The organism is Raskinella chloraquaticus (SeqCode) (assembly GCF_021731865.1).
In the GTDB taxonomy this organism is placed as follows: Bacteria; Pseudomonadota; Alphaproteobacteria; order Rhizobiales; family UBA4765; genus Raskinella; species Raskinella chloraquaticus.
Window position 1 is genome coordinate 202,004 of record NZ_JAKFWN010000006.1, and the last position, 15,614, is coordinate 217,617.

At 60.3% G+C, this 15,614-nt stretch carries 13 protein-coding genes; 7 read left to right on the forward strand and 6 right to left on the reverse strand.

Annotation, left to right across the window (positions count from 1 at the left end; all coding sequences use genetic code 11):
- Positions 1 to 32 precede the first annotated feature (32 nt).
- Together ACINK1_RS03800 and ACINK1_RS03805 are read right to left on the reverse strand one after the other, a co-directional pair.
- Complete coding sequence (locus tag ACINK1_RS03800) at positions 33 to 518, reverse strand: CinA family protein (RefSeq protein WP_376801048.1); 486 nt, start codon at positions 516 to 518, stop codon at positions 33 to 35.
- A 4-nt stretch (positions 519 to 522) separates the two neighbouring features.
- The gene (locus ACINK1_RS03805) at positions 523 to 1,755 is read right to left on the reverse strand and encodes a bifunctional 2-C-methyl-D-erythritol 4-phosphate cytidylyltransferase/2-C-methyl-D-erythritol 2,4-cyclodiphosphate synthase (protein WP_376801047.1); all 1,233 of its coding nucleotides are present in this window, start codon (positions 1,753 to 1,755) and stop codon (positions 523 to 525) included.
- A 118-nt stretch (positions 1,756 to 1,873) separates the two neighbouring features.
- Here ACINK1_RS03805 and dusB point away from each other — a divergent pair, with 118 nt between their 5' ends.
- The 3 genes from dusB to ntrC are packed head-to-tail and all read left to right on the forward strand — an operon-like array spanning position 1,874 to position 5,470.
- Entirely contained in the window at positions 1,874 to 2,890 is a 1,017-nt protein-coding gene (dusB, locus tag ACINK1_RS03810) for a tRNA dihydrouridine synthase DusB (RefSeq protein WP_395759972.1), read from the forward strand.
- Positions 2,887 to 4,017 carry a nitrogen regulation protein NR(II) gene (locus ACINK1_RS03815; RefSeq protein WP_376801045.1) on the forward strand — a complete coding sequence of 377 codons (1,131 nt, stop codon included), beginning with the start codon at positions 2,887 to 2,889 and terminating at the stop codon, positions 4,015 to 4,017. The genes dusB and ACINK1_RS03815 overlap by 4 nt, the downstream gene beginning before the upstream one ends.
- A 4-nt stretch (positions 4,018 to 4,021) precedes the next feature.
- A complete protein-coding gene (ntrC, locus tag ACINK1_RS03820; RefSeq protein WP_376801044.1) occupies positions 4,022 to 5,470 on the forward strand; it encodes a nitrogen regulation protein NR(I) in 1,449 nt (482 codons plus the stop codon).
- A 12-nt stretch (positions 5,471 to 5,482) separates the two neighbouring features.
- On the opposite strand, the gene ACINK1_RS03825 is transcribed toward ntrC, so the two are convergent.
- The gene (locus ACINK1_RS03825; RefSeq protein ID WP_376801043.1) at positions 5,483 to 6,760 is read right to left on the reverse strand and encodes an FAD-dependent monooxygenase; all 1,278 of its coding nucleotides are present in this window, start codon (positions 6,758 to 6,760) and stop codon (positions 5,483 to 5,485) included.
- Between the two features lie 77 nt (positions 6,761 to 6,837).
- Here ACINK1_RS03825 and ACINK1_RS03830 point away from each other — a divergent pair, with 77 nt between their 5' ends.
- Complete coding sequence (locus ACINK1_RS03830; protein WP_376801042.1) at positions 6,838 to 7,635, forward strand: SDR family NAD(P)-dependent oxidoreductase; 798 nt, start codon at positions 6,838 to 6,840, stop codon at positions 7,633 to 7,635.
- Here the strand turns inward: ACINK1_RS03830 and ACINK1_RS03835 are convergent.
- The gene (locus ACINK1_RS03835; RefSeq protein WP_376801041.1) at positions 7,632 to 9,281 is read right to left on the reverse strand and encodes a SulP family inorganic anion transporter; all 1,650 of its coding nucleotides are present in this window, start codon (positions 9,279 to 9,281) and stop codon (positions 7,632 to 7,634) included. The genes ACINK1_RS03830 and ACINK1_RS03835 overlap by 4 nt on opposite strands.
- 194 nt (positions 9,282 to 9,475) lie before the next feature.
- Between ACINK1_RS03835 and ACINK1_RS03840 the strand changes: the two genes are divergently transcribed.
- Both ACINK1_RS03840 and ACINK1_RS03845 read left to right on the forward strand, forming a co-directional pair.
- Positions 9,476 to 11,890, forward strand: coding sequence for a transketolase (locus ACINK1_RS03840; protein ID WP_376801040.1), 2,415 nt, complete (start codon positions 9,476 to 9,478; stop codon positions 11,888 to 11,890).
- Between the two features lie 104 nt (positions 11,891 to 11,994).
- Positions 11,995 to 13,077: a BMP family ABC transporter substrate-binding protein gene (locus tag ACINK1_RS03845; protein ID WP_376801039.1), complete on the forward strand. Its 1,083-nt coding sequence runs from the start codon at positions 11,995 to 11,997 to the stop codon at positions 13,075 to 13,077.
- A 12-nt stretch (positions 13,078 to 13,089) separates the two neighbouring features.
- Here ACINK1_RS03845 and ACINK1_RS03850 read toward each other — a convergent pair whose 3' ends face one another.
- On the reverse strand, positions 13,090 to 13,608 hold the full coding sequence (locus ACINK1_RS03850) for a GNAT family N-acetyltransferase (RefSeq protein ID WP_376801038.1): 519 nt from the start codon (positions 13,606 to 13,608) through the stop codon (positions 13,090 to 13,092).
- Entirely contained in the window at positions 13,605 to 14,195 is a 591-nt protein-coding gene (locus ACINK1_RS03855; RefSeq protein ID WP_395759973.1) for a helix-turn-helix domain-containing protein, read from the reverse strand. The genes ACINK1_RS03850 and ACINK1_RS03855 overlap by 4 nt, the downstream gene beginning before the upstream one ends.
- 163 nt (positions 14,196 to 14,358) lie before the next feature.
- Between ACINK1_RS03855 and ACINK1_RS03860 the strand changes: the two genes are divergently transcribed.
- Positions 14,359 to 15,609, forward strand: coding sequence for a sarcosine oxidase subunit beta family protein (locus ACINK1_RS03860; RefSeq protein WP_376801036.1), 1,251 nt, complete (start codon positions 14,359 to 14,361; stop codon positions 15,607 to 15,609).
- Positions 15,610 to 15,614 lie beyond the last annotated feature (5 nt).

A 15,614-nucleotide genomic window follows, 5' to 3' on the forward strand; every position in this document is an offset into this window, starting at 1 on the left:
AAAAGCCGCTTTCCTCTTTTTCGCGGCATTTTCTAAGCAACGGCGTTTCTGAGCAATTCCAGGGCGCGGTTGACGGTCCGCTCGCGCACCGCTGAGCGACCCAGATCGCCAAGGTCGAGCCGCTCATGGATGGTTGGCCTGCCATGGCGCGCAACGGCAACATGCACCCGTCCGACCGGCTTTTCTGCCGAACCGCCATTAGGCCCGGCAATGCCGGTGACGGCAACGGCGAGGGATGCAGGCGAGCGCGCCAGCGCCCCCTCGGCCATGGCGCGCGCGACTTCCTCGCTGACCGCGCCATGACGCGCGAGAGCGGTTTCAGAAACACCGAGCATGGCCATTTTTGCCAGGTTGGAATAGGTGACGAAGCCGCAGTCGAGGACGTCGGATGAGCCCGGGATTGCGGTAAGGGCGGCGCTGATGAGACCGCCTGTACATGATTCAGCCGTTGCGATCCTGATGTTTTGTGCCCGGCAAAGGGTGATCACCTGCGAAGCGATATCTTCATTTGTGTCCATGGCCTCACTCATCGCCCGCGTCATTGCCGTTCGGCGCCGAGGCCGGCAGCGAAATGGTCGCGAGCGCCATGGCGGCCAGACCTTCGCGTCGGCCGACAAAACCAAGCTGTTCCGAGGTGGTCGCCTTGATCGAGACGGCGTTGACCGGGAGCATCGCCGCCTCGGCGATCTTGCGACGGATCGCCTCGCGATGCGGGCCGACACGCGGGGCTTCGGCGATCAAAGTGGCGTCCAGATTGATGAGTAAACCGCCTTTCTCGCGCACTCTTGCGGCGGCAAAAGCAAGAAACTGATCAGAGGGTGCGTTGCGCCACCGTTCATCGGATGGTGGGAAATGGCGACCGATATCACCATCACATAAAGCCCCCAGTATGGCATCGGTCAGGGCATGGAGGACGACATCACCATCGGAATGGGCAAGAACACCGCGATTATGAGAAATTTTGATGCCGCCAATCGTCACGTGATCACCGTCGGTGAAGGCGTGGACATCATAGCCAAGGCCGGTGCGGATGATCTGCCGCTCATGGGCCGACAGCAGGCGCTCGGCGCGGGCAAAATCAGCGGGCGCGGTTATCTTGAAATTATCAACCTCACCATCCACCAGAGCGACGGGCTGATCCTGCCACTCGAGAAGCGAAGCGTCGTCGGTAAAATCCTCGCGCTGGGCTGTTGCTGCCAGACGATGAGCCGCAAGCAAGGCATCGGTACGGAAGGCCTGGGGTGTCTGGGCGGCAAACAATCCGGCGCGGTCAATAGTATCAGTGATCATGTGACCGGTTGACCCGCGCTTCAATGTGTCATTCACCGGCAGCGCGGCGATCGCCCCCGGCGCTCCTGCCAAGGCCTCAATAACCCGCTCGAACAAGGTCGCAGTGGCAAAGGGACGCACCGCGTCATGGACTACGATCCGCTTGAATTCTAGTCTTGCCAGTTCCTCGACACCCGCCTTGACCGATGCCTGCCTGCTGGCGCCGCCTGTAACGGGCGGGAGCAGCCGCTCCGCTCCACTCAGGCCGTCGATCGCCATCGCGTATAAAGCGGCATCATCGGGATGAATGACGCATAAAACGCGTGCAAAAAAAGGCATATTCAGCAAGTTTTCGATGGTGCGCCGCAAGATCGGCTGGCCACCCACGGTGCGATACTGCTTGGGCAGGCCACCGCCGGCTCTGACACCACGCCCGGCCGCGACAACCAGAGCCGCATTTGCGCCTTGTGCAGAAGACTCATTCATGAAGGACCCCGACAGACAAAAACGGGCTGTCGTATCACGATTAAAATGATGTTGCAGCGCAAAAGGGATATGGCTAAGGTCTGGGCAGTAGATGATATGATTAATAATTAAGCAGTCGATGGTGCGTTTGTCTGACACAAAGCTGAAAATTGGTGGGATCGCATTGGCAGGCCGGGTGCTGCTGGCGCCGATGGCTGGCGTCACTGACGCGCCGTTCCGCAAACTCGCCATGCGGTTTGGCGCATCGGCGGTCGTCGCGGAAATGGTGGCGAGTGGGGAGATGCTCCAGCAGACAGCGGCCGTGCGGCGCAAGATTGCGGCAAGCGGCGCTGGAATAAAAATCATTCAACTCGCGGGGTGCGACGCGACAAGCCTGGCGGGCGCGGCGCGTCTGGCGGAAGGCGAGGGTGCCGACATCATCGATATCAATATGGGCTGCCCGGCAAAACGCGTGATCAATGGATGGGCGGGCGCGGCGCTCATGCGCGAGCCTGACCAGGCACTGCGCCTGCTGGAAGCGGTGATTGCTGCAGTCGCCATACCCGTCACCGTCAAGATGCGGCTGGGGTGGGATGACGCATCGCGCAATGCGCCGCTCATTGCCAGGCGCGCCGCCGAGGCAGGCGCTGCCGCCCTGACCGTTCATGGGCGTACGCGAGCGCAGTTCTATCAGGGCCAGGCGGATTGGCTGGCGGTCGGCGCGGTCAAAGCCGCAGTATCGGTTCCTGTCATCGTCAATGGTGACGTCAGCGATGTGGCCAGCGCGCAGAACGCGTTGGCGTTGAGCAAAGCCGATGGCGTGATGATCGGGCGCGCATCGATCGGTCAGCCCTGGCTGGTTGGCAACATCGCCCAAAGCCTGGCGGGCATAGAGGGTCCAGGCGTGCAACCGACAGCAAACGAGATCAGGTTGATCATGCGTGCCCATTATGATGACAGTCTCGCGCACCATGGCACGGTGCTGGGGCGGCGGATCGTGCGCAAGCATCTTGCCGCTTATGTGAACCGGCTGTTCCATCGCGATGACATCGCGGGCGATGTGCGGCAGCGATTATTGTCCGCAGATGACCCTGCCGGCGTTCAGCAGGCCATCGACGATCTGTTTGACAGCCCGCCACAGAGGAGGGCTGCATGATACCGCAGACGAGCAGTGAATTGGTATCCTTTCCATTCGTATCGTTTGACGATGCTATCCTCAATGCGTTGCCGCATCCCGTTCTGCTGATTGACCCGCAAGCGTTGATCGTGACGGCCAATGATGCGGCGCAAAGCTTTCTGCAGACGTCATTGTCGCTGCTGCGCCGCCAGACGCTCGATGACATCGCTCCCTTCGGCAGTCCGTTGTTGTCACTTGTCGAGCAGGCACGGCAGCGCCACGCTCCGGTCAACGAATATCGCGTCGACATCGGCAGCCCGCGCCTGGGAGCGGGGCGGATCGTCGATATCTACGCAGCGCCGCTGGCTGTGCCGCCCGATCATGTTGTCGTCATGTTGCAGGAGCGGGGAATTGCCGAAAAAATCGACCGGCAGTTATCGCATCGCGGCGCGGCGCGGTCGGTGACGGGGCTCGCCGCCATGCTGGCGCATGAAATCAAAAACCCTCTGTCGGGCATTCGCGGTGCCGCGCAACTGCTCGAGACGGCTGTTTCAGGCGATGACCGCAGCCTGACCACGCTCATCACCGAGGAAGCGGATCGTATCGTCCGGCTGGTCGAGCGCATGGAAGTCTTCTCCGACGAGCGACCGATCGAACGAGAACAGGTCAACGTCCATATGGTGCTGGAGCATGTCAAACGCATTGCCCAATCGGGCTTTGCCAAAGGTGTGCGTTTTGTCGAGGATTACGATCCGTCGCTGCCATCTGTCATGGGCAATCGCGATCAGCTGGTGCAGGTCTTTCTTAATCTCGTGAAGAACGCTGCCGAAGCGGTGCGCGACGTCAAGGATCCGGAAATCACGTTGTCATCAGCCTTCCGGCAGGGTGTGCGGCTGACGCTTCCCGGATCGAGCGAGCGCGTCAGCCTGCCGCTTGAATTTTGTGTACGCGATAACGGCCCGGGCGTGGCTGAAGATATGCGGGGATGTCTGTTTGATCCCTTCGTCACGACCAAGGTCTCCGGCTCCGGGCTGGGGCTGGCGCTGGTTGCCAAGATCATCGGCTCGCATGGTGGCGTGATCGAACTTGATCCGCAGGCGTCACGCACAACGTTTCGCGTGCTGTTGCCGAAATTTCGTCGTTCCGCTCCTGAAATCAAGGGATAAACACATGTCGCGCGGATGTATTCTGGTAGCCGATGATGATGCGGCAATCCGCATGGTGCTCAACCAGGCGCTGTCGCGGGCAGGGCATGATGTGCGCCTGACGTCGAACGCCGCAACATTATGGCGCTGGGTTTCGAATGGCGATGGTGATCTGGTGATTTCGGATGTCGTCATGCCAGATGACAATCTGTTTGAAATCCTGCCACGTATTCGTCGGCTGCGCCCCGAATTGCCGGTCATTGTCATGAGCGCCCAGAATACTTTCATGACAGCGATCCGTGCGTCGGAAAAAGGCGCTTATGAATATCTGCCCAAACCGTTCGATCTGAAGGAATTGATCAGCATCGTTGGCAGAGCCCTGGCCGAACCGCGGCGCGAGGCGGGCAAGCCCGAAATTGACGAGGATGTCGAGCGGCTGCCGCTGATTGGCCGTTCACCGGCGATGCAGGAAATCTACCGCATTCTTGCGCGCCTCATGCAAACCGATCTGACGGTGATGATCAGCGGAGAATCGGGCACCGGCAAGGAGCTGGTGGCACGCGCGCTTCATGATTACGGCAAGCGACGCAATGGCCCGTTCATTGCCATCAACATGGCTGCCATTCCGCGTGATCTCATTGAATCGGAACTTTTCGGGCATGAAAAGGGGTCATTTACCGGGGCGCAGGCGCGCTCGGTGGGTCGCTTTGAACAAGCAGAGCGTGGCACGCTGTTCCTTGATGAGATCGGCGACATGCCGATGGAGGCTCAGACCCGGTTATTGCGCGTCCTCCAGCAGGGCGAATACACCAGCGTGGGCGGGCGCACGCCGATCAAATCGGATGTGCGGATCGTCGCTGCGACCAACAAGGATCTGCGTCAGTTGATCAATCAGGGATTGTTTCGCGAGGATCTGTTCTTCCGGCTCAATGTTGTCCCCATCCGAATTCCGCCGTTGCGCGAAAGGGTGGAAGACATTCCCGATCTGGTGCGTCATTTCTTTGCGCGTGCCGCCGAGGAAGGATTGCCGCGCAAGGACATCGAGGCTGCCGCTCTGGAGCGGATGAAGCGCTTCCGCTGGCCTGGCAATGTGCGCGAACTTGAAAACCTGATCCGGCGCCTGACCGCGCTCTACCCGCAGGATGTGGTGACGACGGCGCTGATTGATCAGGAACTGGCTCAGCCGACCGTCATTGGCGCTGGCGATCTCATCAGTGAGAGTGATGAGACGCTGTCGACGGCCATCGAGCGATATCTGACAAATTACTTTGTGGGGTTTGGTGATAAATTACCGCCGCCCGGTCTTTATCATCGCATCCTGCGTGACCTTGAATATCCGTTGATCGCCGCTTCGCTCGAAGCGACGCGCGGCAACCAGATCAAGGCTGCCGAGATGCTGGGTCTCAACCGCAATACGTTGCGCAAGAAAATCCGCGACCTTGACCTGCACGTGTCGCGCAGCCCGCGCCTTTAGCGCGGCAACTGGTCAGCTCGCATCATCAGCGCGAATGCCAAGGCGCCGCATCGCTGCTTCGAAGGCAGGTGGTGGCAGGCCAGCCTGCATCAATTGGCGACGCAGCAGGGGAATGTCACGCGCGGCTGACAGTATCAGGCTGCGCGCGGCGTCAAAGGGCAGCAGCGTAGCCAGCAGGCTGCGGTTGACGATATCGATGGCGGCGGTGCGGCTCCACACATCGGCGCGTCGTGAGCGGTTATAGGCGGACAGAACGGCAGGATGGGCAACGTCACTGGAGTGGCGTCGTCCGGCCAGAACAGCGTCGGCCAGATGCACGGCATCGCGCAATCCGAGATTAAGGCCCTGTGCGCCAATCGGCGGCAGGCCATGCGCGGCGTCCCCTACAAGCGCGATGCGCCCGCGGGCAAAGCCTGTCACCGCATGGCCGCTGAGAGGAAAGGCCGCCGGCTTTGACGTCAGCGTCAGAGGGCCAAGCAGATGATGCGCGCGACGCGTGAGTTCCTGAGCGAGCACATCCGGCTCAAGGCTCATCAGGCGTTGACCGTCATCTGGCGATACCACGGCAACGAGACTTGAAGCCTGCCCTGGCAGGGGCACCAGAGTGAAAGGCCCTGAGCGTGTGTGAAATTCGCTCGATATGCCAAGATGATCGACGCTGTGAGCAAGATTGACCGTCAATGCCGTTTGTGGATAGCGCCAGGAGCGGGTCGCGATAGCGCTGGCCTTGCGGGCGATAGATTGCCGGCCATCGGCGCCGATGACGAGATTTGCGGAAAGAGAGCGACCATCGGCGCAAAGGACGTGCGCGTTATCGCGGTCGCTGGCAATCTCCGTGGCTTCGCCTCCGATCAGCGTGAGGCCGGCTGTCTGAGCGGCAACCGCTTCAAGCGCCCTATTGAGTGCGGCATTCGGAATGTTGAAGCCGAATTCCTCAAGACCGAGTTCGCCAGCATCAAAGGTCACCGTTGGCGCTCTGATCAGGCGATCCCGATCATCGATCAGGCGCATTTTTTTCAACGGCGCAACCGCATCGGCAAGGGCCGGCCAGATACGCAGATGACGAACCAGGGTGATCGATGACGTCAGCAAGGCGGTCGTGCGGGCAAATTGCGCCGGCTCGCGGGTCACCGGGCGCAGCACCGCAACCCGCAACCCCTGATGGGCCAGCAGCAACGCGGTAACGAGGCCGGTGGGGCCGCCGCCCAGCACCAGACAATCAAAGTGATCGTCGGTCTTTGGTTCGCTTGTCGGCGCGGGGCTTTGCCCTTGCCTGCCAATAATCTCCATGTGCTACTGTTTTCCACGAAGTGAGCGTTCCCGCAACGTGCCGCGTTGGCGCAGGCAAACACAAGGAGACGGGTCAGGTGCAGGATGCATTGGTGGTGGTGACCGGTGGAGCGAGCGGTATCGGATTGGCAACCGTCAGAAAACTGTCGGCTGAAGGCTATCGCGTTGTGGTGGCCGATCTCGACACGCCGCACGGGCGTCAGACGGTTGATGAACTTGCCAGGGAGGGAGAGCAGGTCACTTTCCAGCCGGTTGATGTCCGCGATGATGCCAGCGTCGAGGCGGCCGTTTCAGCCATCATCGCCCAGCGCGGCGTACCCTATGGTCTTGTCAACTGCGCCGGAATTCTGGAAGCGCCCAAGGTGTCATGGTTATCGGACATGGACCGCCACGATGAAATCTGGCGGGTCAATTACCGTGGCACCTACATCATGATCCGCGCACTCGGCCCGCGCATGATCGCGGCAGGCAGTGGCGGGGCGGTTGTCAATGTCGGTTCGATCAATTCCTTCAAACCTCTTCCTTTGCCGGCTTATAATCCGTCCAAGGTGGCGATACGCGGCCTGACCGAATTGCTGGCGGTGGAATACGGTCCCCATCGCATCAGGGTCAATGCGGTGGCGCCGACCTACACAATGACGCCGCCCTTGCTGGCCAAGATCCAGACGGGCGAGCGTGATGGTGAACGTATTCGCAGGGCGCATGCGCTCGACATGCAGGTGATGCCTGAGCACATCGCCGACGGGATTTTGTTTCTGTTGTCAAAACAGTCAGCCGCCATCACCGGGCATACCCTGCCGGTTGATGCCGGCTGGCTGGTGGCACAGACATACCGGCACTTCGTCGGGCCGGTAGAAGGGTATGACGGGTTTTAAGCCTGGCTGGCGGCGCGGTGGAGGCTGGCAACAGCGCTTGCCACGGAGGCTGCATGTTCCATTCCACTCAGCTCGCCGTTCATGGTTGTCAGCTTGGTGCTCAATGCCGGCGCGGCGCCGGCGATGATCAGCCGTGATCCGCTCTTGCGCGCCTTGCTGGCAAACCCGGTCAAGGCTGCCATAGCGGTCGAATCGACAAACGGGACCTCACTGAAATCAAGTACATAGGCTCTGGGGCTGATGCCTGTGTCCTCCATCGTCTGGATAACTTTGGAGGCGGCACCGAAAAAGAAAGGCCCGAGAATGCGAAAAACGACATAGTCATTATTCGTCAACGCCGCATCAAATCGCTCTTGGTCCGGCGGCACGGTGTCTTCTCGATGCTGCCTGATGCCGACAGTCTCGGCCATACGATGCATGAAGAAGAGCGCCGAGATGATGATGCCGATTTCAATCGCCTGGGTGATATCGGTGAACACGGCAAGAAAAAAGGTTGCCACCAGCGCCAGCCTGTCGCCGTGCGGGGCATGGCGCAGGATGTCACCAATGGCATGTACTTCCGCAATGTTCCAGGCAACGACGGAGAGGATGGCTGCGAGGGTCGCCAGAGGAATGTAGGACAGCAGGGGCGATGCGACCAGCATAAACAAAAGCAGGAAGACGGCATGCACGATGCCGGCAACCGGGGTTCGCCCGCCGGCGCGGATGTTGGTGGCGGTGCGCGCAATGGCGCCGGTGGCGCAGATGCCGCCAAAAAGGGCGCTGGCGCAATTGGCTACGCCCTGCGCCACCAATTCGCAATTGGAGCGGTGGCGCCGCCCGGTCAACCCGTCGGCGATGACGGCCGACAGCAGGGATTCGATACCGGCGAGAAGGGCGATCGTTCCAGCGCTTGGCAGGATAGCGATGATGCGGGGCAGATCGATCGATGGAAAAACGGGCGAGGGAAAGCTCGAAGGAATTCCGCCGAAGCGGGTAGCGATGGTGTCGGCGTCAAGGCCGAGCATGCTGACGGCCAGAGAGCCGATGACAACAGCTGTCAACATGTTGGGCAGGCGCGGCAGGTAGCGTTTGATGCCCAGCACCAGCGCCAGTGACAGCGCTGCAACCAGCACTGTTTGCGGGCGCGTCTGAGGGAGGGCGGCCCAAAGGACTTCCATCTTGCCCAGGAATTCGCCGGGAATGTTGACGTTGACGCCGAGCAGTTCGCGGATCTGCGAGACAAAAATGGATACGGCGATGCCCGCTGTCACGCCGACGATCACCGGATGGGGAATGTATTTGATGAGAACGGCTAGACGCAGAAAGCCTACCAATATCAGCATCAGGCCGGCGATAAAGGTGGCAAGGATAAGCCCATCGATGCCGTGCGTCTGGATGACATTGAAAACGACGACGATGAAGGCAGCCGTCGGACCGCCGATCTGCACCCGCGAGCCGCCCAGTGCCGAGATGAGGCCTCCGGCGATGATGGCCGTGATCAGAGCACGGTCGGGCGTCGTGCCCGATGCGATACCGATTGCCATGGCGAGCGGCAGGGCGACAATCGCCACCGTCAAGCCGGCGAACGTGTCGGCGCGCAGATCATCCCAGCGATAGCCCTCGCGAAATACTGAAACGAGCTTGGGCGTGAACTGCCCGATCAACTTTTGCCGGTTCAGTGAGTGGCGCGTGCCGTCAATAGTCCTGTTATTCAATGCCTTGCCCCCTTGGACTTTCCGGTTAGGTTCATGGATGATCGGCCGGCGGTTGTTGGTACGCGCTTGCTGCGAAGCGCTCAAGCGTGCATCCGGCGAGCGCGAATTGTAAAGCCCAACGCTGCCAGACACTTGAGGAATTCATGCCAGCACGTGCAAGACAGGCCGCCGGAGCGGGGGCTGATAGGGTGATGGACATTGCCACACTCGAGGCTTTTGAGCGAAAAATTCTGTGGCTGGCTGCCCATACTATCCATCATGCCAATCATGCTCGCCACCATGATGATGGTATAAAGGTCGGCGGTCATCAGGCCTCCTCCGCCTCGCTGGTGACAGTGATGACGGCGCTTTATCTGCGTATCCTGCGGCCCGAGGACAGGGTGGCGGTGAAACCGCATGCAAGCCCGGTGTTTCATGCCATTCAATATCTGCTCGGAAACCAGACCGTCGAGAAATTGCAGAATTTTCGTGGCCTTGGCGGGGCTCAGTCTTATCCCTCGCGCACCAAGGATATCGACGACGTCGATTTTTCGACCGGCTCGGTCGGGCTTGGCGTTGCGGTTACCGCCTTTGCGGCGCTGGTGCAGGATTATCTGGGTGAAAAGGGGCTTATGAAAGGATGGGCGCCGGGGCGCATGGTGGCGTTGATGGGGGACGCCGAACTCGATGAGGGTAACATCTTCGAGTGCCTGCTGGAGGCGTGGAAACATAATATCCGCAATTGCTGGTGGGTGATCGATTACAATCGGCAAAGCCTCGATTCGATCGTCTCCGACCAGCTCTTTCAAAAGCATGCATCGGTGTTCCGCGATCTTGGCTGGGAGGTCATCACCCTCAAATATGGTTACCTCCTGGAGGCTGCTTTCAAGGAGGCGGGCGGCGAGCGGCTGCGCCAATGGATCGATGAATGCCCGAACCTCCTCTATTCAGCCCTGACATTCCAGGGCGGCGCGGCCTGGCGCAATCAGCTGCAGGCCGATCTTTCCGGCGAAACAGCCACGTTGAAGCTGATTGAAGGCTATAATGATGGCGAGTTGCATCGCCTGATGACCAATCTCGGCGGTCATGACATGGCGCTGGTCGTCGAGGCGTTCGAAAATGCGCCAAGCGATCGCCCGGTGTGCTTCATCGCCTACACGATCAAGGGTCATGGTCTGCCTTTTGCCGGGCACAAAGACAATCATGCCGGTCTGATGACAAAGGACCAGTGGGCAAAACTGCGCGATGACATGGGCATCCTGGATGGCGCTGAATGGCAGCGTTTTTCAGGCATGCAGAGAGCGCAAGCCGATCTGGAAGCAGCGCTGACCACGGTGCCCTTCAGTCAAAAAGGACCGCGGCGCTTGTCCGCGCCGCTGGTGCCGGTTGGCACAGTGCCGCTACCAGCCATTCGGGGCGCCATGTCGACGCAGGAGGGTTTTGGAAAACTTCTTGCTGAAATCGCCAAAAGCAATTCCGCCCTTGCCGACCGCATCGTCACGACATCGCCCGATGTGACGGTCTCGACCAATCTCGGGCCGTGGGTCAACGGGCGTGGGCTTTTCGCGCGCAATGCCCGCGAGGATATTTTTGCCCTGCGCAAGCTGATGTCGCCGCAGCGTTGGGAAGCGAGCAGTCGCGGCCAGCATATCGAACTGGGAATTGCCGAGAACAATCTGTTTTTGATGCTGGCGGCGCTTGGCCTGTCGCATACGCTTTTTGGCGAGCGCCTGATCCCCATTGGTACGCTGTATGATCCGTTTATCTCGCGTGGTCTCGATGCGTTGAATTACGCCTGCTATCAGGATGCACGCTTTGTCCTGGTCGCCACCCCGTCGGGGGTCACGCTTGCGCCCGAAGGCGGGGCGCATCAGTCGATTGCAACGCCTCTCATCGGCATGTCGCAAGACGGGCTGGCGGCGTTCGAGCCCGCTTTTGTTGACGAACTGGCCGCCATCCTTGAATGGGGCTTTGCCTATATCCAGCGCGAAGGGAAAGCCAAGGCTGGCGACTGGGTCCATGAGCGGGAAGGGGGCTCGGTCTATCTGCGCCTGTCGACGCGCCCGCTCGACCAGCTTATCCGTTCCATGGATGAGCCGCTGCGCAATTCGATTATCGATGGCGCGTACTGGCTGCGCCCGCCTGTGGAGGGCTCGCCACTGGCGGTGATTTACCAGGGCGTTGTCGCGCCCGATGCTGCAGCGGCGGTGGGGGAGATCCTGTCCTTTTGCCCTGGTGCGGGCCTGCTTGCGGTAACGTCTGCTGATCGTTTGCATGCCGGGTGGACGGCAGCGCAGCGGGCGCGCCAGCTTGGCGCCTTTGACGCGCCGGCGCATATCGAGCAATTGCTCGCGCCGCTTGCAAGCGATGCGCGGCTGGTGACGGTGATCGATGGTCACCCGGCCACGCTTGCCTGGCTTGGTGGTGTTCACGGCCACGCCGTTCATGGCCTCGGCGTCGAGAATTTCGGTCAGACCGGCACGATCGCTGATGCCTACCGTCTGCACCGGATCGACAAGACGGCAATCGTTGAAGCAGCCCGTGCCGCGTTGTCAGCGCGGCCGAAGCGGCGGCGCTGAGGCGGAAACGATGAGTTGTGATTTGCCTAAAATGATCGCTTCGCAACGCCAGATTTGTCGATTAGTCTGGTGATATTGGCTTTCGCAAAGGGAGTAGCAGAGTGATGATAGCACGGCGCGGTTTTCTGGGTTTGGCGGGCGGAACGGCGCTGGCGGGCGCTGGTCTTGGTGGTGGCGCCTGGGCGCAGGCGAAAACGAAGATCGGTTTCATCTATGTCGGCCCGGTGGGTGATCATGGCTGGTCTTATCAGCATGATCAGGGGCGGCTCGCGATCGAGGCGGCATTCAAGGACAAGGTCGAGACCAGTTTTGTCGAGAAGGTCGCCGAGGGGCCGGATGCCGAGCGGGTCATCGCCCAGTTGGCGCGGACCGGCCACAAGCTGATCTTCACCACGTCATTCGGGTTTATGAACCCGACGGAAGCGGTGGCAAAACGCACCCCTGGCGTCCTCTTCGAGCACGCAACAGGATACAAGAGGCTGGATAACCTCGCCACTTACGATGCGCGCTTTTACGAAGGCCGTTATGTTACCGGGCAAATTGCTGCCAAAATGTCGAAGACCGGCATCATCGGCTATGTCGGCGCCTTTCCCATTCCCGAAGTGATCCAGGGCATCAACGCCTACATGCTGGGCGCGCAATCGGTACGCCCCGACATCAAGATGCGGGTGGTGTGGGTCAGCTCATGGTATGATCCGGGCAAGGAGGCAGACGGCGCGAAAGTTCTGGCTGATCAGGGCGTTGATGTGATCGCCCAGCATACCGACAGCCCGGCGCCGATGCAGGTGGCCGAGCAGCGCGGTCTCAAGGCCTTCGGTCAGGCCTCCAATATGGAGCGCTTCGGACCCAAGGCACAACTGACCGCCATCATCGATAACTGGTCGCCCTATTATGTGTCGCGCGTCAAAGCGATGCTCGAGGGCAATTGGAAGAGCGGATCGGTGTGGGGCGGCTTTGACAGCGGCATGGTCGAAATGGCGCCCTATACCAACATGCCGGACGACGTCAAGGCGATGGCAACCGCGACTCAATCAGCCATCAAGGCCAAGACGCTGCATCCCTTCACCGGCCCGATCATGGATCAGTCGGGGGCGCTCAAGGCTGCCGCCGGGCAGACGATGGCCGATGATGATCTGCATAAGATGAATTGGTATGTGAAAGGCATCGAGGACAAAATCCCGAGCTGACGCTGTTTTGCGTCAAGTCAGGCGCTTCCACATGAACATGGTAGTGCACAGGCTACCATCAGGCATCAGGGCGTAGTCGGGGATGGGCCCGGCGCGCTGCCAGCCAAGCGCGGTGTAAAGCGCTTCGCCGGCGCTGTTGATGACGGTATCAAGCGTCAGCAGCCAGCGACCCTGGCGCAGGGCTTCCACCTCGCAAGCCTGCATCAATGCGCCACCGACGCCTCGGCGCCGCGCCTCGGGTGATACAAGAACCTTGGCGATATCGGCGCGGTGCGGCTGGTTGGGCATGGTTGCCGGGATCATCTGCGCTGTGCCGATGACCCTGTCGTCCAGGCGGGCAATCATCAGCGTGCGTTCGCCTGCGAGCGCGGCTGCGATTGCTGTGCGCCAGAAGACACGTGCGTCGGCCGGATCGAGCGCCTGCATGAAGCCGACAGATGCGCCAGCGGCCACACAGTCGCGCAGCAGATCGGCCAGCGCGGCAATTATTTCGGGTGTTTCGTGATCGAGGCGATGGATGGTGACTGTCATGGCGTCAAAGCGTCTGGTTTCGTTGTAGACCACAGGATGACGGCGTAGCGGGCCGGCCTGTTTCCGGGATTGTGAAAGGCGAGGGGCCGGTCAAGCGCCATGGTCAGGCAATCACCGGGGCACATGTCGTAGATATCTTCGCCAATGGTCATGCGTAAACTGCCTTCAAGGAGCCAGACATTTTGCTTCTGCCCGCCATCCCCGGAATGGTCGAATAACACGGTCGCGCCTGCCGGAAAGTCAATTTCGACGACATTGAGCGGGCAGGAGGGGGCGCTGTTGACGATCGCTCGCCGGGAATAACCCGAGGACGGGTCTTGCCAAACGGTCTGTTCGCTTCGCCGCCGCAGCGGTGAAACGACGTTGCGGGGATGGCGGGGGGCAAAAAGATCGGCAAGGGCCAGGCCATAAGCGTCGGCAAGCTTGGCCAGAAGCGAGGCTGTGGCACTGACTTCGCCACGCTCGATGCGCGAAATCATGGCACGCGAAACTTGCGATTTTTCAGAGAGTTGTGCAAGCGACCAGCCCTTCGCCATGCGCTCGATCTTCAAGCGCTCAGACAACAGGAGGTTCACGCCATCGATCATCTGTCTTATATAAAAGACGAATGCGCGATTGTCCATTATAATGGATTTAGTACATTCCCTCGTGCTGTCGAGTTGTTCGGCAGCGGCGTATGCCCGGTTGAACAGGAACGAGGGATCAGCTACGCGGGATGGTGAACTTTCTCTGATTTCGGGACTTGCCTTGATGCATTATTCGCTGTGGTCGGTTTTGCGCGAGGGCCTGAGTGGAGGCAAGGGCTGGACGCCTGCCTGGCGTGATCCGGAGCCCAAGGCCGAATATGATGCGATCATCGTTGGCGGTGGCGGCCATGGGCTGGCGAGCGCTTATTATCTGGCAAAAGAGCATGGGCTCACCAACATAGCGGTGATCGAAAAAGGCTATATCGGCTCGGGCAATGTCGGTCGCAACACGACGATCATCCGCTCGAATTACCTTCTGCCGGGAAATATCCCCTTCTACGAACACTCGCTGAAGCTGTGGGAAGGGCTGGAGCAGGACTTCAACTACAACGCCATGGTAAGCCAGCGTGGTGTCATCAACCTCTTCCATAGTGATTCAGATCGCGACCGCTACGTGCGTCGCGGTAATGCGATGATGTTTGAAGGGGTAAAGGCGGAATATCTTGACCGCGAGGGCGTGCGCTCGTTTGCGCCCTTTCTCGATTTCGACAATGCGCGCTTTCCCATCCATGGCGGCCTGCTGCAGCGGCGCGGCGGGACGGTACGCCATGACGCGGTGGCCTGGGGCTATGCGCGGGGCGCTGATCAGCGCGGCGTCGATATCCTGCAGAATACCGAGGTCACTGGGATCAAGGTTGAACATGGCAAGGCGGTCGGGGTTGAAACCAGCCGCGGATTCATCCGTTCCAGAAAGATCGGCCTTGCCTGCGCGGGCAATTCCTCGCGGGTTGCCGCCATGGCCGGTTTACGGCTGCCGATCGAGAGCCATGTCTTGCAGGCTTTCGTGTCCGAAGGGGTCAAGCCTCTGATCAATCAGGTTATCCTATATGGCGCCGGACATTTTTACATCAGCCAGTCGGATAAGGGCGGACTGGTTTTCGGTGGCGATATCGATGGCTACAACACCTATGCGCAGCGCGGCAATCTCTACACCATCGAGGATGTGTTCGAGGCTGGTATGGCGATGTGGCCGGGACTCGGGCGTCTGCGCATGCTGCGGCAATGGGGTGGCATCATGGATATGAGTATGGATGGATCCCCCATCATCGGGCTGACCCCGATTGACGGCCTCTATGTGAATTGTGGCTGGTGCTATGGCGGGTTCAAGGCGACGCCGGCGTCTGGCTGGTGTTTTGCCCACACCATTGCCCGCAACGAGCCGCATCAGCTGAACGCCGCCTATCGTCTTGATCGCTTCGCCACCGGTCATCTCATCGATGAGCGCGGCACCGGCGCCCAGCCCAATCAGCATTAAGGAGA